Source organism: Aestuariispira ectoiniformans (assembly GCF_025136295.1).
GTDB lineage: Bacteria > Pseudomonadota > Alphaproteobacteria > UBA8366 > Aestuariispiraceae > Aestuariispira_A > Aestuariispira_A ectoiniformans.
In genome coordinates this window covers 1,850,337-1,869,117 of record NZ_CP062788.1, presented here as the reverse complement: position 1 = coordinate 1,869,117, position 18,781 = coordinate 1,850,337, and the positions used below count along the sequence as shown (strand labels likewise).

At 57.4% G+C, this 18,781-nt stretch carries 17 protein-coding genes; 6 read left to right on the top strand and 11 right to left on the bottom strand.

All coding sequences use genetic code 11. The features are described 5' to 3' along the window. Positions 1 to 10: 10 nt before the first annotated feature. The 5 genes from glyS to parA all read right to left on the bottom strand — a co-directional run bounded on the left by glyS (position 11) and on the right by parA (position 6,241). Positions 11 to 2,116, bottom strand: a complete 2,106-nt coding sequence (gene glyS / locus IF205_RS09000; RefSeq protein ID WP_259782958.1) for a glycine--tRNA ligase subunit beta — start codon at positions 2,114 to 2,116, stop codon at positions 11 to 13. An 11-nt stretch (positions 2,117 to 2,127) separates the two neighbouring features. Continuing rightward, positions 2,128 to 3,000, bottom strand: a complete 873-nt coding sequence (locus IF205_RS08995) for a glycine--tRNA ligase subunit alpha (protein WP_259782957.1) — start codon at positions 2,998 to 3,000, stop codon at positions 2,128 to 2,130. 164 nt (positions 3,001 to 3,164) lie between these two features. After that, complete coding sequence (locus tag IF205_RS08990; RefSeq protein WP_259782956.1) at positions 3,165 to 5,021, bottom strand: SLC13 family permease; 1,857 nt, start codon at positions 5,019 to 5,021, stop codon at positions 3,165 to 3,167. Between the two features lie 98 nt (positions 5,022 to 5,119). Continuing rightward, entirely contained in the window at positions 5,120 to 5,572 is a 453-nt protein-coding gene (locus IF205_RS08985; RefSeq protein WP_259782955.1) for a MaoC family dehydratase, read from the bottom strand. 33 nt (positions 5,573 to 5,605) lie between these two features. Then, complete coding sequence (parA, locus tag IF205_RS08980) at positions 5,606 to 6,241, bottom strand: ParA family partition ATPase (RefSeq protein WP_259782954.1); 636 nt, start codon at positions 6,239 to 6,241, stop codon at positions 5,606 to 5,608. A 129-nt stretch (positions 6,242 to 6,370) separates the two neighbouring features. Between parA and IF205_RS08975 the strand changes: the two genes are divergently transcribed. Continuing rightward, positions 6,371 to 7,318 (top strand): L-threonylcarbamoyladenylate synthase, encoded by a 948-nt coding sequence (locus IF205_RS08975; RefSeq protein WP_259782953.1) that lies wholly within the window; start codon positions 6,371 to 6,373, stop codon positions 7,316 to 7,318. Between the two features lie 23 nt (positions 7,319 to 7,341). Here IF205_RS08975 and IF205_RS08970 read toward each other — a convergent pair whose 3' ends face one another. Both IF205_RS08970 and IF205_RS08965 read right to left on the bottom strand, forming a co-directional pair. Next, positions 7,342 to 8,082 carry a class I SAM-dependent methyltransferase gene (locus IF205_RS08970; protein WP_259782952.1) on the bottom strand — a complete coding sequence of 247 codons (741 nt, stop codon included), beginning with the start codon at positions 8,080 to 8,082 and terminating at the stop codon, positions 7,342 to 7,344. A gap of 106 nt (positions 8,083 to 8,188) precedes the next feature. Then, positions 8,189 to 8,806 carry a pyridoxamine 5'-phosphate oxidase family protein gene (locus IF205_RS08965; protein WP_259782951.1) on the bottom strand — a complete coding sequence of 206 codons (618 nt, stop codon included), beginning with the start codon at positions 8,804 to 8,806 and terminating at the stop codon, positions 8,189 to 8,191. A gap of 134 nt (positions 8,807 to 8,940) precedes the next feature. Between IF205_RS08965 and IF205_RS08960 the strand changes: the two genes are divergently transcribed. From IF205_RS08960 to IF205_RS08950, 3 genes are all read left to right on the top strand, one after another. Continuing rightward, complete coding sequence (locus IF205_RS08960; RefSeq protein ID WP_259782950.1) at positions 8,941 to 10,374, top strand: FAD-binding oxidoreductase; 1,434 nt, start codon at positions 8,941 to 8,943, stop codon at positions 10,372 to 10,374. Positions 10,375 to 10,423: 49 nt separating this feature from the next. Continuing rightward, complete coding sequence (locus tag IF205_RS08955; RefSeq protein ID WP_259782949.1) at positions 10,424 to 12,214, top strand: acyl-CoA dehydrogenase; 1,791 nt, start codon at positions 10,424 to 10,426, stop codon at positions 12,212 to 12,214. Positions 12,215 to 12,300: 86 nt separating this feature from the next. Continuing rightward, entirely contained in the window at positions 12,301 to 13,089 is a 789-nt protein-coding gene (locus tag IF205_RS08950; RefSeq protein WP_259782948.1) for a vWA domain-containing protein, read from the top strand. 93 nt (positions 13,090 to 13,182) lie between these two features. Here the strand turns inward: IF205_RS08950 and IF205_RS08945 are convergent, their stop codons facing one another. The 3 genes from IF205_RS08945 to folP all read right to left on the bottom strand — a co-directional run bounded on the left by IF205_RS08945 (position 13,183) and on the right by folP (position 15,061). Next, a complete protein-coding gene (locus tag IF205_RS08945) occupies positions 13,183 to 13,443 on the bottom strand; it encodes a helix-turn-helix domain-containing protein (protein ID WP_259782947.1) in 261 nt (86 codons plus the stop codon). Positions 13,444 to 13,689: 246 nt separating this feature from the next. After that, positions 13,690 to 14,187: a 2-amino-4-hydroxy-6-hydroxymethyldihydropteridine diphosphokinase gene (folK, locus tag IF205_RS08940; RefSeq protein ID WP_259782946.1), complete on the bottom strand. Its 498-nt coding sequence runs from the start codon at positions 14,185 to 14,187 to the stop codon at positions 13,690 to 13,692. Between the two features lie 4 nt (positions 14,188 to 14,191). Next, on the bottom strand, positions 14,192 to 15,061 hold the full coding sequence (gene folP / locus IF205_RS08935) for a dihydropteroate synthase (RefSeq protein ID WP_259782945.1): 870 nt from the start codon (positions 15,059 to 15,061) through the stop codon (positions 14,192 to 14,194). Between the two features lie 108 nt (positions 15,062 to 15,169). Between folP and folB the strand changes: the two genes are divergently transcribed. Then, on the top strand, positions 15,170 to 15,607 hold the full coding sequence (folB, locus tag IF205_RS08930) for a dihydroneopterin aldolase (RefSeq protein WP_259782944.1): 438 nt from the start codon (positions 15,170 to 15,172) through the stop codon (positions 15,605 to 15,607). Between the two features lie 126 nt (positions 15,608 to 15,733). Further along, entirely contained in the window at positions 15,734 to 17,845 is a 2,112-nt protein-coding gene (locus IF205_RS08925; RefSeq protein ID WP_259782943.1) for a hypothetical protein, read from the top strand. A 69-nt stretch (positions 17,846 to 17,914) separates the two neighbouring features. Here IF205_RS08925 and IF205_RS08920 read toward each other — a convergent pair whose 3' ends face one another. After that, on the bottom strand, positions 17,915 to 18,685 hold the full coding sequence (locus IF205_RS08920; protein WP_259782942.1) for an FKBP-type peptidyl-prolyl cis-trans isomerase: 771 nt from the start codon (positions 18,683 to 18,685) through the stop codon (positions 17,915 to 17,917). Positions 18,686 to 18,781: the final 96 nt, after the last annotated feature.

Here is an 18,781-nt window from a genome sequence, read left to right as displayed (position 1 = left end):
GAAAAAAGAATTAGCCCTCGATCTGTCCGAACTCCGCAACAGACCCCATCACACCGCGAATGCGGCTCAGCAGCTTCAACCGGTTATCACGAACCGCCGCATCATCGGCGTTCACGGTGACCTGATCAAAGAATGCATCCACTGGCTCCCGCAGGCTGGCGAGAGCTTCCATGGCGGCAGAGAAGCTTTCGTCGGCAATGGCGGCGGAGGCTTTTGCCTCGGCACCTTCCAGAGCCGCGAACAATGCTTTTTCCTCATCCTGGACAAAAGCACCGGCGTCCGGCGCGCCGTCATAGCTGCGCCCGTCCTTCTTCTCTTCCGCTTTCAAGATATTGGCGGCCCGGCGATAGGCCGTCAGCAAATTCGCACCGTCTTCCGACCCCAGGAAGGTTCCCAGCGCCTTCACACGCGCAAGCAGGCGAACCAGATCATCTTCTCCGCCCAAGGCAAAGACCGCCTGAATATGGTCATGCGGCACGCCTTCGGCCTTCAGGTGCACCTTCAGGCGATCGGCGAAGAAATGCATCAGGTCATCAACAGCCTGATCAATCTGGCGTGTGCCGAATGCCACCGTGCCTGCGGCATTGCCGGGCAGAAGGCGCATATGTTCGTTCACAACATCGGCCAGCGGCATACGCAGGCCGTTTTCCAAGATCAACCGGATAACCCCCAGGGCCGCGCGGCGCAGGGCATAGGGGTCCTTGGAGCCTGTCGGCTTTTCATCAATCCGCCAGAAGCCCGCCAGGGTGTCCATCTTTTCAGCCAAGGCCACCGCCACCGACACCGGTGCGGTCGGGCAACTGTCATTCGGCCCTGCCGGGGAGTAATGTTCGGCAATCGCCTCGGCGATCACGGATTCCTCACCTTGATGCAGGGCATAGTAACGGCCCATGATCCCCTGCACTTCCGGGAACTCAAAGACCATTTCGGAAACCAGATCGGCCTTGCAAAGCTGCGCCGCACGAACGGCCTTGGACCGGTCAGCGCCGGAGATATGATCGCACAGCGTACCAACCAGAGCCTCCATCCGCGCCACGCGTTCGGCAACCGTGCCCAGCTTGGCATGGAAGGTAACCTTGTCCAGCTTCGGCAGATTGCTTTCCAGATGATGTTTACGGTCCTGATCCCAGAAAAATTTGGCATCGGCCAGACGGGCGCGCAGAACACGCTCGTTCCCGTTGATGATGGACGCGCCACCATCCTTGGCCACCATATTGGAGACAAGGGCAAAACGGGTCGCCATGCTGCCATCCGGGTTTTCCAGCGTGAAATACTTCTGGTTGGTGCGCATCGACAGCGTCAGCACTTCGCGCGGAACTTCCATAAACTCTTCGTCGATGGAACCCAGCAGAACCACCGGCCATTCAACGAGGCCTGCGACCTCATCCAGAAGACCGGCGTCTTCCTTGACCTTCAGGCCTTCCGCCGAAACAGCCTTTTCAAGCTGCTCCGCGATAATCGCCTTACGCTCTTCATGATCGAGGACCACGTGATGATCCCGCAGTTTGGCTGCATATTCGCCGAAGCTGCGGAAACCAAAGGGTTCTTCCGTCAGGAAACGGTGACCTTCGGACTGGTTACCAAAGGACAGTTCCGCACCGACCAGATCGATGGAGCCTTTGAGGACCTCGCCATCGAAGACAGCGTTCACCCGGCGCAGCGGACGTACCCAGCGGAAGCCCTGCGTACCGAAACGCATGGATTTCGCCCAGGGCAGTTTGGATATCACATCCTGGATCAGACCCGGCAAGACATCGGCACTGGCCTGACCGGCACGTTCAATGATGGCGAACCAGACAGCGCCTTTCGGCGTGTCGCGCTGTTCGCACTGGTCCAGACTGTCGAGGCCCGCACCGCGCAGAAAGCCCTGCACGGCCTGTTCCGGCGCACCGACTTTGGGACCCTTGCGTTCGTCGCGGACATCCGGCTGCTTTTCCGGCAGCCCGTCGGCCACCAGCACAAGGCGGCGCGGGGTGGAAAAGACACGGATATCATCCGCCTGCAGATTGGCACCTTTCAGCGCATCCGCCGTCAGTTTTTTCAGATCGTCCGCCGCCCGGGTCTGCATGCGGGCAGGGATTTCTTCGGAAAACAATTCCAACAGAAGTTCAGCCATTGCTCTGTCCCCTACTCCAGATGCCCGCGCGCACGCAGATAAGCCTCGGCACATTGCTTGGCCAAGGCACGCACCCGGCCGATATAGGCCTGACGTTCGGTGACCGAAATCACACCGCGCGCATCCAACAGGTTGAACAGATGGCTTGCCTTCAGGCACTGGTCATAGGCTGGCAGCGACACGCCACCATCGACCAGACGCTGGCATTCCTTTTCCGCGTCTTCGAAATGGCGGAAAACCATATCAGTATCGGCCAGCTCAAAGTTATGCCGGGAATATTCAACTTCCGCCTGGTGATAGACATCCCCATAGGTGAAGTTTTCATTGAATTTCAGGTCATAGACGTTTTCAACGCCCTGGACATACATCGCCAGACGTTCCAGGCCATAGGTCAGTTCGGTGGAAACCGGGCTGCAGTCAAAGCCGCCGACCTGCTGGAAATAGGTGAACTGGCTGACTTCCATGCCGTCACACCAGACTTCCCAGCCCAGCCCCCATGCGCCGAGCGTCGGGCTTTCCCAGTCGTCTTCCACAAAACGGATATCGTGGTAATCCGGGTCGATGCCGATGGCTTTCAGGCTGCCGAGATACAACTCCTGGCTATTCTCCGGCGAGGGCTTCATCAACACCTGATACTGGTAGTAATGCTGCAACCGCATGGGGTTTTCGCCATAACGGCCGTCGGTCGGACGGCGGGACGGCTGCACATAGGCGGCCATCCAGTGTTCCGGCCCCAGGCTGCGCAAAGTCGTCGCCCAGTGGAACGTACCGGCGCCAACTTCCATATCGTAAGGTTGAAGAATGACACAGCCCTTGTCGGACCAATAATCGTGGAGCTTCAGAATGATATCTTGAAAGCTGATAATTTCTTTGTCTTGAGCCACGGTTCGGGGCCTTTCAGACTACCAAGTTCATTTTTTGGAATAACGCGGCGCAACATAGCCAGAGCCCTGACGCGGGTCAACGGCGGATTCCCGAGAATCCGACCGCTTTTCACGATATTTCGTAATTACCCTGTCTTGCCGCTGTAATTTAGTTGAAACAACATCTATATCCCGTACCACCAGGGCGCAAACAGACTGAATGTCAGCCAGCAGATAAGAATCAAGGGTGACCCGAATTTGATGAAGTCCAGGAACCGGTAGTGACCGGGCGCCATGACCAACAGGTTGGTCTGATACCCGACGGGACTTGCAAAGGAACAGTTGGCAGCAAAGACAACCGCCACAGCAAAGGGTTCGACCGGCATGTTGGTCTCATGGGCAACCGCCACCGCAATTGGTGTGAACAACACGGCCGTCGCCTTGGTCGACAACACATTGGCAAGGCAGGCCACCAGCAGGAAAAAGCCGCTCAACACCAGAGCCGGGCTCGCATCCCCCATAATTGCCAGAAGCTGCTGCGACAGGAAAGCCGCGCCGCCGGTTTCCTCCATCGCGGCCCCCAGTGCGAGGGCCGCGGCAATCAGCATGATGATCTGCTGATCCAGCGCACGCAGGGCCTTGTCCAGGGTCAGCGCCCCGGAAAGCACCATCATCGCAGCACCCGTCAGGGCCGCAACATCGGTCGGCAGAAAGCCGGAACCGGCCGCCAGCACCACGCCGCCAAAGATTGCCGCGGCACGATGGGCATGAAAAGGTTTTGGCAGATTGGCCGCAGACCATTCCATCAACACCAGTTCACGATGCCCGCGCATATTCTCGACTTCTTCGGTTTCCCCCTGGATCAGGAGAATATCCCCTGCCTCCAACGGGGTTTCCGTGACACGGTGGCGGCGCATGCTGCTGCGGCGTTCCACACCGATGATCATCGCCTGGGTATCGCGGCGAAAGTCGATCTGCTTGATTGTCTTGCCGATATAGTGAGAGTCCGGCTTGATCATGGCCTCCGCAAGGGTCTGTTCCCCCCGCCGCCAGGCATCTGCCACATCATCCCTCTTCCAGGCCGGTGCATTGGCAAGGTCGGGCCGCAGAAGGGTCGGCTCGTCGGACAACAGGTCCGCCAGCACTTCCCGTGTGGCCGCAACGACAAGGACATCCCCATCCTGCAGGACGATCTCGTCATAAGGCGGCAGGAACCGTTCCTCATCACGCAGGATCATCAGGACAGTCACGCCTTTCAGGTCGGGGAAGAAGCCGCTGACCGGCGCCATGCCTTCATATTTCGATCCGGCGATGATCTTTAACTGCGCCTGGAACTGCTTGTTCGTCTGACCGGAGCTTTCAGCCGCATAGCTTTGCCGGTCCGGCAGGATCATGGGCTGAACCACGATCACATAGATCAACCCCACCGACGCCACCACAAGGCCGGGCACGGTGAAGGAGAAGAACTCGAACCCCGGCTCGCCCAGTTTGAACAACGCGCTGGACACCAGAAGGTTGGTGGAGGAACCGATCAGGGTCGTCATCCCGCCCAGAATGGCGGCAAAGCTCAACGACATCATATAGCGGCTTGCCGGGCGACCGATCTTGACCGCCAGCGCCTGCATGATCGGAACAAAGATCACGACAACGGGAATGTTATTCAGGAAGGCACTGGTCAGCACAACGACCAGAAGGGCGATCGCAATAGCAACAGCCGGTCGCCCCTTTGCACTTTCATGCACCCAGACGGCAACACTGTCGAGGACACCGGTTCGCGCCAGCCCCTCCCCCAGCACGAGCAGCGCCAGAACCGTAAGCAGCGCCGGATTGGCAAAGCCTGCCAAAAGGACTTTGGCGGAAAGTTCGTTATTGCCTTCGCTATCAAGGACAGGGAAGAAATTGAAGAACAGCAGGAGTGCGCAAATCGTCCAGAATGACGTCAGCTCCAGCGGCATTTTCTCAGATGCATACAGCACGAGCGTTGCAATGATGAACGCGAAAACCGCGACCATCTGAAAGGTGGCCAAATCGCCAAAGATCATATGCTGGGCTGCTCCCCGTTATCCCTGTCCACGCCACTTTAGCATGGAAATTTACCAGACAAAGAATTGAAAAAATGCCGTTTTCGATCGCGGTCAGACTAGGCTTCGGTCTGGCGGCGAACGATCATTATCAGTTGGGCCGTCATCACAATTTCATCCCGGTGGTTACGGGTTGAAACCTGCCAGCGCAATGTGCCCCGGTCAGGTTTGGATTTGGATGGACGCACCTCCAACACTTCCGCATCGACCCGCAGAGCATCTTTTGGATAAACCGGCTTGGTCCAGCGTACTTCATCCATGCCGACACCGATGATATTGGTCTGCGTCACCAGCCCCATATCATAAAACAGCCGGAAGCTTAGCGAGAGGGTTTGAAAACCACTGGCGATAATGCCGCCAAAGGGACCGGATTCAGCCGCCTGATGATCAATATGCATATGCTGCGGATCATACATCATGGCAAAGTCGAGAATCTGCCCTTCGGACAGACTTGCCTTGCGGGAACTGAACTTCTCCCCGACCGTGAATTCGTCCAAGAAACGTGAGTGCATCACCTGCGCTTACCTATTGTTATCAATTCGCTCTTAAGCGAATGCGCGCAAAATTTCAACTGAAAGCGAGCGTACCTCGTCTGCGGCCTTACCTGCGCCCCCCATTTCCAGAACGGTCAATCCACCAGCCATCGCCCGCGCATAGGCAACGCGATTACCCAGTGCCTGCGCCGCACTGGTCAACGGCTGCCCACCACCAAATTCGGCGACAACCTGCGCAACATCCTGATGGGGAGACAGCCGGTTGAACACGGCAATCGCCGGGACGTCCTCTTTCGCCGCCAGATCCCGGGTCACCCGGCAGGCCTGAAAATCCATCGAGCTGGGCTGTACCGGCATAACCACCAGATCCGCGGCACGAATGGCGATTTTGGAATCCGTCTCTGCATGAGGGGGGCAGTCGACCAGCACAAAGTCATTCTCTTCCGCGAGGTCCTGCACACGGCGGGAGGCCTGCCAGCCATCAACGTCTTCAAAGGAGATGTCGACCAGTTTTCGGTTCTGGTTGCTGCGCTGGTCAAACCAGTAGGCCAGCGACTTTTGCGGGTCGATATCCACCAACCCCACCGGATGCCCCTGCAGCCGTAAAGCCACCGCCAGATGGGCCGCCAGGGTCGACTTACCCGCCCCGCCCTTCTGCTGAGCCACGGAAATAATCTTTCCTGTCATGCCAGTCCCCTGTTTCTCGTATGCATTGGTCTTGTTTCAACCTGATTAAAAAGCAGGTTATCATATTTTTGTGCAGCGCACACATGCTATACTCTTGCCAAGGATGATCGGCTATGCTCCTTACCAATCATGACTGATATCAAGCCTTTGAACGATGATGGCATTGCACTCGCCGCCGATATTTTGCGGCGCGGCGAACTGGTGGCATTTCCAACCGAGACCGTTTACGGCCTTGGCGCCAATGCCATGGACGATATGGCCGTGGCCCGCATTTTCGAGGCCAAGGGCCGTCCGCGTTTCAACCCGCTGATCGTTCATCTGCCATCGGTTCAGGCTGTCCGGCAATATGCCGTCATGAATGGTGCCGCCTATACCCTGGCGGAAAAATTCTGGCCTGGCGCGCTGACAATGGTCATGCCCCGCGCAAAGGATTGCCAATTGTCAGAACTGGTGAGCGCAGGCCTCGACACAGTCGCGATCCGTATTCCGGCCCATCCCGGCGCACGCAGGCTTTTGGAGGCGGTCAACCTTCCCATCGCCGCCCCCAGCGCGAATACCAGCGGCAAGCTAAGCCCGACCGAAGCCGCCCATGTCGCCAGCTCCCTTGGTGATGCCGTTTCACTTATCCTGGACGGCGGTGCCTGCGGGGTTGGTGTGGAAAGCACGATCGTGGATGTTTCAGGCAAAAAACCCACCCTACTGCGTCCCGGCGGCATTGCGGCAGAAGAAATCGAGGAGGTCCTGAACCAGCCGCTTATCCGTGCGGCCAGCGACGATACCGCCCCAAAATCCCCTGGCATGCTGAGCAGCCACTATGCCCCCCATTGCCCGGTGCGCCTGAACGTGGAGACCCCGGAAACCGGGGAGGCCTATCTCGGCTTCGGCCCCACTGAAAAGGCCACAGCCAATCTCAGCGTCAAGGGCGATCTGCGCGAGGCAGCGGCAAACCTCTTCCGCCTGCTTCATGAACTGGACGGTGGGCAGTATCACGCCATCGCCGTGGCCCCGATCCCCGAAACAGGCCTGGGCCTGGCAATCAACGACCGCCTGCGCCGTGCTGCCGCCCCACGGGGTTAGGACAAACAGGCACGACGTGCGGATTAGCGACGAAACCTGCTCATATCCTCGAATTTGACCACGCCATTATTCTGATGGAAACTTGCGCCGCGAGCCTCAAAATACCGCTTCGCTTCACCGCTGGCGTATTGCAGCCCACCGATCGTATGGTGATGACGGTTAAGGACCATGTATAACTTGCCATGCTCCGTCAGGACGTTGGTTGCGAGGTCCGAAAGGAAGTAGTCCCACTCTTCCTCTCCCCAAAGCGCCTTGGCTTCAGAAACGTGGAACGATGTATAAAATGCTGTCACGAAGTCGAATTTTACACCGAAATCCGGCAGAGGTTCAAAAGCACGAATCCGGTGAATGGTGCGCGATAAATTAAAGAAATCGGTCAGGTCATCAAATACGGGATCGGGAATGTCCAGGCCATGGACACCGTATCCTAAACAGCGGGCCACAAGCATGAAATGTCCCGCCCCAGCCCCAAGGTCCAGAATATTGCCCGTCTGCGCACGCACAAAACCAAGCATCATGGCCAGTTTAACTTTGTTGTTCAGCCAGAACTCAAGGTTGAAGAATTTCTCATTATAATCCTGGTTATCTTTTAGTTCATACCGCCCTTCAAGATGCTTTCTTTCCAGCTCGATATAACGGTCCATCGCATAGGTCTGCATGATCCAATGCAAAATACGTCCGGTTGGCGGCATATGTGGTTCGTTTGACGCAAGGCACTGGGAAATATAGTGCTCCAAACCGTCGATAGTTGTTGGATTAGCCAAACTCGTCCCCTCAGCATTTGCCAGATTTTCAACAATAAGATTCTATTTGCTGACCTAAATAGTTGCCCTTAACGCGTTAATGCAAGAGCAATGAGCGCACCATAATTCAATACAACCGGTCCCGATAGGATTCCTCAAGGCGGGCATCTGCCTCGTCTGCGTCGATTTTCATGCTTTCGATCTGATCGGCAACCATGCGGCCCAGCGTCGGAAAATCCTTGCGGTCAATTTTATTGTCGTCCTGCCACAGCTTGGACCGGATGATGGCTTTGGCGCAGTGCAAATAGGCCTCTTCAACCTGCACCCGGATGATAAGCTTCGGCTGTTTGCCCTGAACGGTAAAACTTTCCAGCAACGCCGGATCAGCGACCAGACTGGCACGCCCATTCACCCGCAACGTCTCTCCAATGCCGGGAATGAAGAAGATTACCCCCACATGCGGATTGCTCAGGATGTTCACCAGAGAATCCGCCCGGTTATTGCCAATCCGGTCCGGGATCAGGATCGTATTATCGTCAACCACGCGGACAAAACCGGGCGCGTCGCCCTTGGGGCTCGCATCCTGCCTGCCATCGACATCACCGGTTGCAATCACCAGAAAGGGCGATTGGCTGATGAAATTTCGGCAGTGTTTTTCCAGTTTTGTCAACGATTTAAGTTCGACAACGCCGGTTGGCTGCGGATACATTTCGCGAAGTTGATCTAATGTTGTGATATCGTTCATGCCCTTCCCCATCTGATATTGTTCGGCATCGCGACGTCACCACAGAATTGCAATCATGTCCACACGGCATCGCGCCGCACTTGCCCGAAATTGTGCATTGCGGTAGAACCAGCTGACGTATAGGGGAGTTGAGCATGAAAAGAGAGGAAGCCCTCTCAAAAATCAAAGACCTGCTGGGCCCGTCCGGATGGACGGATGGGGATGGCGATCTCGACGCCTATCTGATCGACTCCCGTGGTGCCTATCGCGGACACTGCGCCGGTCTGGCGCGCCCCGACAGCACCGTACAGGTTGCCGAGGTTGTTCGGCTTTGCGCCGCAGCAATGATCCCCATTGTTCCGCAAGGCGGCAACACCGGGCGCGTTGCCGGCGCAACCCCGGATGACAGCGGCGATGCCCTTCTCCTCAATCTCTCACGCATGAACCGCATCCGTGAGGTTGATAGCGCGGATTACAGCATGACTGTCGAGGCGGGCTGTATCCTGAAGACGATCCAGGACACCGCCTTGGCGCAGGATCGGTATTTCCCGCTCAGCCTTGGCGCAGAAGGCTCCTGCCAGATCGGCGGCAATCTTGCGTCCAATGCCGGTGGCATCAATGTGCTGCGCTATGGCAACACCCGTGAGCTTGTCCTCGGCATTGAGGCGGTATTGCCCAATGGTGAAATCTGGAATGGCCTCAGCCAGCTTCGCAAAAACAACACGGGCTATGACCTGAAACATCTCATGATCGGGTCCGAAGGCACACTTGGCATCATCACAGCAGCAGTCCTGCGCCTCTTCCCCAAACCAACTGAACAAGCCACAGCTCTCTGTGCGCTTTCCGACCTGGACAGTTGCCTGGGCCTGCTCGCCCTTGCCCGCAGCAGCAGTGGCGACGCGTTAAGCTCCTTTGAATTGATCCCGGCCATCGCTATTGATTGTGCCGTCCGCCATGTTCCGGGCACGCGCGCGCCGTTTTCGGAGCTTCCAGACTGGGCCGTATTGCTGGAATTTACCGGCACCGGACAGGACAGCCAGGCAAGCGCCCATCTGGAGGCCTTTCTGGAACAGGCCTTTGAAAGCGGGCTGATTGCAGACGCCGTTATCGCCCAGTCGGAACAACAGCGCAGCGACCTGTGGCATCTGCGCGAGGCCATTGTCGAGGCACAAGCCCGCGAAGGCGCGTCGATCAAACATGACGTATCGGTCGCAATCTCACAGGTCCCGGAATTCCTGCGGCGGGCCGCTGTCGCCATTGAAGATGTTTGTCCGGGAATTCGCCCCTATCCGTTTGGACATGTGGGTGACGGCAATATTCACTATAACCTGACCGCCCCGGTGGGCATGGAAGCAGAAGCCTTCAGGGCCCTTGAATGGGACCTGCACCGCGCCGTCCATGACATTGTTGCCGCATTGAATGGATCAATCAGCGCAGAACATGGCATCGGACAGGTCAAACGCGGTGAGATGGCGCGTTACAAGTCATCGACAGAACTGACATTGATGCGCGGGATCAAGCAGGTTTTCGATCCTCAAGGCATTATGAATCCCGGCAAGGTGCTGCCGGAGGAGACAAGCACCGGATAAAAGACCTGAACAGGTGAGTATCGCAACAAGCGAAGGGAAGACAAGAACCATGATACCGTATTCGGCCCCTATCAATGACACGCGTTTCGTCCTGCGGGACCTTGGCCTTCTGGGTCAGCTGGAGGCATTGCCCGGCTGTGAAGAGGTCAATGCGGAACTGGTCGATGCCATCCTCGAAGAGGCCGGAAAACTGGCGGGCGACGTTATCGCCCCGACGAATTATAACGGTGACAAGCAGGGCGCCCGCTGGAACGACGGCAAAGTCACCGTTCCCGACGGTTTCAAGGATGCCTATCGGGCCTATGTGGAGGGCGGCTGGAATTCCATTCCCTTCACCCCGGACTTTGGTGGACAGGGCCTGCCCTGGACGATTGCGACCGCCGTTCAGGAAATGTGGCAATCCGCCAATATGGCTTGGGCGCTTTGCCCGTTGTTGAACCAGGGTGCGGTCGAGGCGCTGACGGCGCATGCTTCCGACGCGATCAGGAACACCTACCTGGCGAAGATGATCAGCGGTGAATGGTCCGGCACCATGAACCTGACCGAACCGCAGGCCGGTTCCGACCTGAGCCTGGTTCGCAGCAAGGCCGAACCCGACGGCGATCACTATCGCATCAAGGGCCAGAAGATTTTCATCACCTATGGCGAACATGAGATGACGGACAATATCGTCCATCTCGTCCTTGCCCGCCTGCCGGATGCACCGGAGGGAACGCGGGGCATCTCTCTGTTTGTCGTGCCCAAATATCTGGTCGGCGACGATGGCAGCATTGGTGACCACAACGACCTGCGTTGTGTTTCCATTGAGCACAAGCTTGGCATCATGGGCAGCCCCACCTGTGTCATGTCCTTTGGCGACAAGGAAGGCGCCATCGGCTATCTGGTGGGTGAGCCCAATCGCGGACTGGAATACATGTTCACCATGATGAACAATGCCCGCCTCGCCGTCGGCCTGCAGGGGCTGTCGCTCACAGAGCGCGCCTACCAACAGGCACGGGATTTCGCGAAGGAACGCAAACAGGGAAAGGGCCTCGATCCGGCGGAAGGCACGGTCGCTATCATCAAGCATCCGGATGTGCGCCGTATGCTGATGACCATGCGTGCCTATGCCGAGGCACAGCGCGCGCTCGTCCTTGAGACAATGACGATGCTGGACATCTCCCACCGTCATGAGGAAGAAAACTACCGCAAATGGGCGGGCCGCCGCGTCGACCTGCTGACGCCGGTCATCAAAGGCTGGTTCACGGACACCGCCGTGGAGATGACCTCCATGGGCGTGCAGGTCCATGGCGGCATGGGCTTCATTGAAGAGACCGGTGCCGCCCAACATTACCGTGACGCCCGTATCTTGCCGATCTACGAAGGCACCAACGGCATCCAGGCCGCCGATCTGGTCGGCCGCAAAATCCTCCGCGACAAGGGTGCTGCATTGGACGAATATCTGGATGAGGTTCACGCCTTCATCAATCGCCTGAACGGCATGGACGGAGAAACAATCTCCATCCTCCGGAAATATGTGGCGCAGGGCGTCGACGCCCTGGAACAGGCCGGGGATTGGCTGGTCGAAAACGCAAGCAGCGACCGGGTTGCACAGGCGACGGCTTCTACCTACTTGCTGAAACTCTTCGGCCTTGTGGCAGGCGGTGTCGTCATGGCCCGCGCCTGTATTGCTGCGGAAAACAAACTGGTCAACGGTGAAGGTGACGCGGATTTCTACCGCAACAAGCTGATCACGGCACGCTTCTACGCGGAAAACCTTCTGTCCCAGGCACCGTCCCTGCTGGGGCCAATCACCCAGGGCCACAATACGGTCATGGCAATCGCTGAAGACCAACTTTGAAGAAACTTTCCGGGAGGGGATACCCCTCCCGGACTTCAGTTAAATGTTACTAGGTCATGGATCAGGATGCATAGTATCCTAATTTCATGACAAAAAATTATTTGGCAGCATCTTGCGGGGGAGCAGCTTGGGGGCTTCTGGCCCTTGCAGGCTTGCTGTTTTTTGTCTGTCCCGCCTATGCGCAGGACAGCACAGCCCCGCGCAAGACAAAATGCGAATCCACTGACGTGGTTTTCGTAATCGACGATACGTATAGCCTACAGGGCGCCATATACGACATCAAACAGGAACTCGAGAAAATCCTGGACAAGATCGACGAAGTTTCCGGCGGTGACTTCCAGATCGGGTTGGTAACCTTCAAGGATTTCGTCGAAGTCGACGAAGACATGAATGCGACGCCTGACCCCCAAACAAAAAAGGAAATCGTACGCAATCGCATACGCCAGCTATCCGCACGCGCCGGCGCCGCGGGGCCTGAGGCCTCTGACGAGGCCCTGCGGACGGTGATCTTCGGGCTTGCCGCACAGGGACGGTCGCAGACGGGCGACTTCAATGGCCGTTTCACCGCGCGTACACGCATGATCGTGCTGATCACCGACAACCTGCCGGGTGGCTTCGACGATACCTATGACGAGAACACCGACTATCCCAACGCGATCCATATGGCTGAGGCCGCTCTGGCAGCAGACATCAAGATTTCCGCCATTTATGTGCCCACCAGTTTCTTTGGCCTCCTTCCCGGTGTGGAAGACCTCATGCGGGAATATGCCCTGATCACCGGTGGACTGTTCGCCCGCGTCGATGCCTCCGGTCAGGGAACAGCCGAGGCAATTGCCAGCATCATCGACACCTGCGGCAGGCGTCCCATGGTCTGACCCCGGCTCAAACCGCTTTCAAGTAAAAAGCCCCGCAGCAAGCTGCGGGGCTTTTCTCGCCAGAATACTGTCGGCTCGTCGATGGCGGCGCAGTTATGCAGCCTGCTCAAAATCAACATGTGCCTTCTGGGCGTAGGTTTTGGCAAAGTCCTGAACGGACATATTGAAGCTGCGTGCAAAACCTTTGAAAAGATCGGTGGCAAGCGCACGCTCCCCTTCTTCGATTTCACCCAACCAGTTCACGGACGGCGCGCCAACCTGCTCTGCCAGTTCAGCACGGGTCAGCAGCCATTCTTCGCGCAGGCCCTTTAGCCATTCGCCTGCTTTTGCCCACGTAAATTCGTTCTTGTTCATTGTTTTCGTCCTTTTATTTGATCGTTCTTCTGTTCGTGCAAACACTAAAAAAGGCTGTTGCCGGTCTGTTACAACCAGCAAGCAAAAATACTATGTTCGGATTTTCTTGTCGCAGCAACGGCGACGTCGGGCTGCACTATATCGCCCTCGCCGTGAACTGCAAGGCGAGGATTGCAAAAAAAGTTTAACAGAATCTAAAGGACAGCGACAGAAACCGAAGCAACCGCGACAAATATCGTCCAAGCGTTACGACAGTACCTCAAGTCCTTCATCCGGGCCGAGTTCCTGCACCATTTCCGCGATAGTTTTACCGCTTCTCACATCCTGCCACTGCGGGTCCAGGTCATTGAGTGGGTATAAAACAAAGCCGCGCTCCGCGATTCGCAGATGTGGAACCGAAAGCCGTTCCGTATCAATGCGGTCCTTGCCGTAATACAGGATATCAAGGTCGATTACGCGCGGCCCGTTGCGGAAGGTCGGGCGGCGGCCAATCTCCTCCTCCAGGTCCTTCAGCCCGGTCAGGAGGTCCTCCGCCGACAGGCTTGTGCGCCCTTTGACCGCCATATTGAGAAAGGCCGGCTGGTCCGTCACATACATCGGTGCGGATTGATACAGGCGCGATTTGCCGGTGACTTCCATCAATCGCCCTAATGCATCGATGGCCAGGTTCAAATTGGCCTCCCGATCACCGACATTGGTGCCCAGGGCGATAAATACATCAGTCTTGGCTGTCTGTTCGCTCATCGCATCACCCATCCGCACGGATCAGGGCGTCTGTCATCCGCACGATCCGCGTCATTTCCTTCACATCATGCACCCGCACGATGTCCGCGCCCCGCGCAACGCCAATGGCAACAGTCGCCGCCGTGCCTTCCAGGCGCTGGTCAGGCTCCACATCCAACACGCGCCCGATAAAGCTTTTCCGGCTGGAACCCAGCAACACCGGATAGCCCAGTTTCTTGAACGCATCCAGATGGTTGATCAGGGCCATATTCTGTTCAATGGTTTTACCGAAACCGACACCGGGGTCCAACACGATCTGGTCACGGGCAATGCCGTTGGCTTCCGCATTCCGCGCCAGGTCAGCAGTCTCTTCAACCACCTCCGCCAGAAAGTCCTTATAGTCCGGCGCAACGTAGGAGCCGCCGAGCCGCCGGTCGATTTCCGCATGCCCCGGCTTGGACCGGTTATGCATCAGCATCACCGGTGCCTGACGATCGGCTGCCACGGCAGCCATATCGGTGTCGGCCTTAAAGCCCCAGACGTCGTTGATGATATGTGCGCCGTGGGCCAAGGCGGCCTCTGCCACCGCTGCCTTGTAGGTATCCACGGAAATGATGGCATCCGGTAATTCCCGGGTCAGAGCCTCGACAACCGGCACCACACGATCAAGCTCTTCCTGCTCCGCGACAAGGGCGGCCCCAGGCCGCGTGCTCTCGCCGCCGACATCCAGAATATCGGCCCCGTCGGCGATGAATTGCCGTGCCTGGGCCAGCGCCCTGGTAACACGGTCCTGGTCATCCGCCAGGCCGTCTCCAGAGAAGGAATCAGGCGTGACGTTGACAATCCCCATCACATAACACCGGCTTCCCCAGTGAAAATGGTCGTTCAGCCGCATTTCCATGTCGTCCTATTGCTTGTCATCCCTATATTATATTCGTAGGGTCGCGCGTCGCTGTCGATACCGTTTGACAGCGCGTTTGCCAAGGCCAAAGGAGAAACGGTCATGCAGGTGGCCACGAAAAATGTTGTAAACCACCCCACCTCCGACAGTCGGAAGCCGCAGGCTGTATCCGACAGGCTGTACCGCATTCTGGTCCGTGATCTGGATGTGGCCTGGAGCATTGGCGTCTTCGACCATGAATATGAACGGGTGCAGATCGTGCGCATCAACCTGGAGCTTCAGGCCCGGGAAATGAGTGACCCCAATTGCGACGACTATACCCAGGTTGTCTGTTATGCAGACATTTCAGAACGCATCCGGGTGCTGGCGGCGGAAGGTCATATCCGCCTCGTCGAAACCCTGGCGCATAAAATTGGCCTGCTCTGCCTGGAAGACCCCCGTGTGCAGGAGGCCGTTGTGCGGGTTGAAAAACCCGAAGCCCTGAAAAACGCCCAAACCGTTGGCGTTGAAGTCACCAGGACGCGCGCCGACGTGGACTGATTGACACAACACCTTTTGGTTGTTGCATAAATTTCCTTCCTGGCGATACACTTACTCCTTAGGAGAGTGGCGAATTGCCGGTAAACGCCTTGCGCGGAATACCGTGTGCCAGGAGGGAGGTTGCGTTTGAGCAACGGCGATGACAAGCAGTCATCCATATCGTTCAATATCGTTACTTACTGGCTACAGGGCCGCATAGGCGACGACTGGCAGAACCTGGAGTCCCAGGAACGCGTCCAGGATGCCTCCACCCGGTTCAAGGCCCTGCGTGACGGCGGCCAATATGACGAGTTGCGCCTCGTCGAGGCAACGCTGTCCGCCTTTACCAAAGACACCCAATATCGCACCGTCGCCCATTATATCAGCGAGGCATCCGTCCAAGCCGGATACCAGCCCGCATCGGACACAGACCTCTTTACCCGCGCCCCTGCTGAAAGCGATGAGGAGGAACTGGAGGACGAAGGCACGCCGCGGCAGACGGACACAGAAACCAAACCTCAGCAGGCCGCAACAGAAGCAGAAACAGCGCCCGCATCCGCCGGTAAAGCCCCTTGGCCCACGGGCGAATCCATTGATCACCCCTTGCGTCAACCCAAGGAGGAGGCACAGGCCTCCGTTTTCCCCGACGAAACAGAAGACCGTACAGCAAAGGGCAAAGATGCCCCGTCCGCCACAGCGGCCGAACGCCCGGCGGACGAACATCTTGTGGAACTGCCGGACTTCCTTAATCCGGCCCATGAAGATGACGCACCACCCCGCAAAAGGCGGAAGAGGAAAATTCTCCTGCCGGTCCTGCTTGTTCTTGTCGTCGCCGGTCTGGCGGCAATGTGGATGCAGGCTCCAACGTCAGAACGCGACCATATACTGCAGCGACTGCAGGAAAAGTGGCAAAATCTTATCAGCCACACTCAGGACATGTTAAGTGACGCCCCTGCCCCACCACCACCCTCGTCGGCAGAGGTTTCATCGGACGATACCATGGCCACCGCTTCTTCGGCCCCGGTTGGCGCTCCGCGTGTTGATTTTGTCCCGCCCGCGGCACAGGACGACATCCCTGACGAGCCGCCAAAGCGCGTTTTCATTTTGCGGACCAAGGCAGCAAGCTCCCTTCCGGCAGACCAGAAAACCGCTGCGGCAACACCTCCCAAAGACCTGTCCTTGCCGAAAGACGATATCGCAACGAAAACGGAACCAGCCGCCCTGTCTGAACTCAAAGGCCCCGCGGCCAGGCTCACCTATTTCTCACAGAAACTGGGCCGCGCCATCGAACAGGGCGAGACCGGTGATATCCAGAGCCAACTTGACCAGTGGCCTGCAGACATTCCGCTGCGGCGCGCCCGGTTTCAGGTCGTGGATAAATGGGGCGCGGGCGACCGCAGCGTTATGGACCATGCCCTCCTCAATCACCAGTGGGATGCCGCAGGGCTTCTTGCGGACCGAGACCTTCAGCCATCCGCCTATCTCGTTCATCAGGCCTTCAATGCAAGCCCTTCTGCACCTTACGCAGGCATTCGCGATTTTCTCCTGAAGAACTCTCTGGGGCTGAACCGTGAATGGCAGGGGGAAACGCCTTTGCTATCCGCCCTGGACCAGAAGGACGATGGCCTGTTTCAATCCCTGCTGGATCATGGCGCAAAACCCGGTCAGATAACCTCAAGAGGCCGCTCGGCAATCGCGGAACTGCGAGCCTCTGGCAGTAATGAACAATTGATCCGGGCGGTCTTGGCCCAATTTGGCGGCAGCTATCGAAAACTCATGCTGGGGTTTGACTGGCTCACCCATCTCAACACGGCCAAAGACAGGCTGGGGCCCTGCCATCCTTTTCAAAACGGATTGACCGCGTGCAAATTGCGCACCGTGCCACCCTATCCCCTCGCGGACGTTGCCATCGCACAGTTTGACCGCAAGCAGGACGGGCGGCTCATCGCCATCCAGATCGACAGCAAACGTCTTTCAAACGAGACAGAGGCCCGCGATACATTCACCGACGTAGTAAAACGGATAGAGGACATTCTTCCCGCGGACCATATCGGCTTTTCCGCCCGGAACACTGGTACAGAACAACAAGCCCTGTTTTCCAGCCTGTCGCCAGCACCGCGCAGCGCGCCCTATTTTGCCTATTGGTCCGATGAGGACCGCCACCGTCCGGTCTTCGTGCATGCAAGCCTGAACAGTCTGGACGAAGATAGCGGCTACTACCGCATTCTGATCGGCAATCCCTTCTATCGTCCGAACTGATCCCGTCCCCCAAAACGAAACGGGCCGCCAACCGGCGACCCGCATTATTGTTTTGTCCCAATAGAAAGGTTATTGGGTCGTCGCGTCCGTCTGCGGAACGGTAAGGCCGTGGCCGCCCTTGCTCCATTCCTCAACGCCACCGGCGAGGTTATACACCTTCTCATAGCCAGCGCGTTCAACGAGGATCAGGGATAGCAGGGCCGCGCGCTGGTCGTCGCCGCTGCCAACGATGATCACGTCATCGCCGTGGGCAATTGCCGCCTCAAAGCTCGGCGGGAAATCCTTCAGGATGCGACCGTTGCGGCCAAAGGCCTGAAGCAGGGTTGCGCCATCGATCACGCCGGTCTTCTTCCATTCATCGGGCGTACGGATGTCGACCACCTTGGCGCCGCCGGACTGCAGTTCCACAGCCTTGGCGGAATCAATATTCGAATACTTCGGACCGGATACGTCCAGCAGCTCAACTTCAAAACGAAGCGTCGCATTCGGTGGAATTGCGTCACCAGCGCCACGCGGGCCGTAGGCAAGCTGCGGCGGGATGATCAGTTCCCGTTTACCGCCGACACGCATGCCCTGAACACCCTTGTCCCATCCCGGAATGACCTGACCGACGCCAAGGATGAAATTGAAGGGCTGGTTGCGGTCAACGCTGGAGTCGAACTTGGTTCCATCCATGAGATAGCCGGTGTAATGGACCTTCACGGACGAATGCAGTTGCGCCACTTTCCCGTCACCGGTCTTAATGTCTTTTATCTGGAGGCCACCGTCGTCCTGGGCCAGCGCTGTAAACGGCATAAGGAACAGCACCCACAGGCCAACCAATAGAAACCGGATTTTCATGAAGAATCCTTTCGAAGGGAATTTTTAAATACTGCCGTCACCTTAACTTGTGACACCAACCGGATCAAATCACGCCTACATCAGGTTATATTGGAA

Coding starts and splice junctions, on each gene's coding strand:
- glyS (WP_259782958.1), bottom strand. CDS start 2,116: ATGGCTGAACTTCTGTTGGAATTGTTTTCCGAAGAAATCCCTGCCCGC.
- IF205_RS08990 (WP_259782956.1), bottom strand. CDS start 5,021: ATGATCTTTGGCGATTTGGCCACCTTTCAGATGGTCGCGGTTTTCGCG.
- IF205_RS08985 (WP_259782955.1), bottom strand. CDS start 5,572: ATGCACTCACGTTTCTTGGACGAATTCACGGTCGGGGAGAAGTTCAGT.
- parA (WP_259782954.1), bottom strand. CDS start 6,241: ATGACAGGAAAGATTATTTCCGTGGCTCAGCAGAAGGGCGGGGCGGGT.
- IF205_RS08975 (WP_259782953.1), top strand. CDS start 6,371: ATGACTGATATCAAGCCTTTGAACGATGATGGCATTGCACTCGCCGCC.
- IF205_RS08965 (WP_259782951.1), bottom strand. CDS start 8,806: ATGAACGATATCACAACATTAGATCAACTTCGCGAAATGTATCCGCAG.
- IF205_RS08960 (WP_259782950.1), top strand. CDS start 8,941: ATGAAAAGAGAGGAAGCCCTCTCAAAAATCAAAGACCTGCTGGGCCCG.
- IF205_RS08955 (WP_259782949.1), top strand. CDS start 10,424: ATGATACCGTATTCGGCCCCTATCAATGACACGCGTTTCGTCCTGCGG.
- IF205_RS08950 (WP_259782948.1), top strand. CDS start 12,301: ATGACAAAAAATTATTTGGCAGCATCTTGCGGGGGAGCAGCTTGGGGG.
- IF205_RS08945 (WP_259782947.1), bottom strand. CDS start 13,443: ATGAACAAGAACGAATTTACGTGGGCAAAAGCAGGCGAATGGCTAAAG.
- folK (WP_259782946.1), bottom strand. CDS start 14,187: ATGAGCGAACAGACAGCCAAGACTGATGTATTTATCGCCCTGGGCACC.
- folP (WP_259782945.1), bottom strand. CDS start 15,061: ATGCGGCTGAACGACCATTTTCACTGGGGAAGCCGGTGTTATGTGATG.
- folB (WP_259782944.1), top strand. CDS start 15,170: ATGCAGGTGGCCACGAAAAATGTTGTAAACCACCCCACCTCCGACAGT.
- IF205_RS08920 (WP_259782942.1), bottom strand. CDS start 18,685: ATGAAAATCCGGTTTCTATTGGTTGGCCTGTGGGTGCTGTTCCTTATG.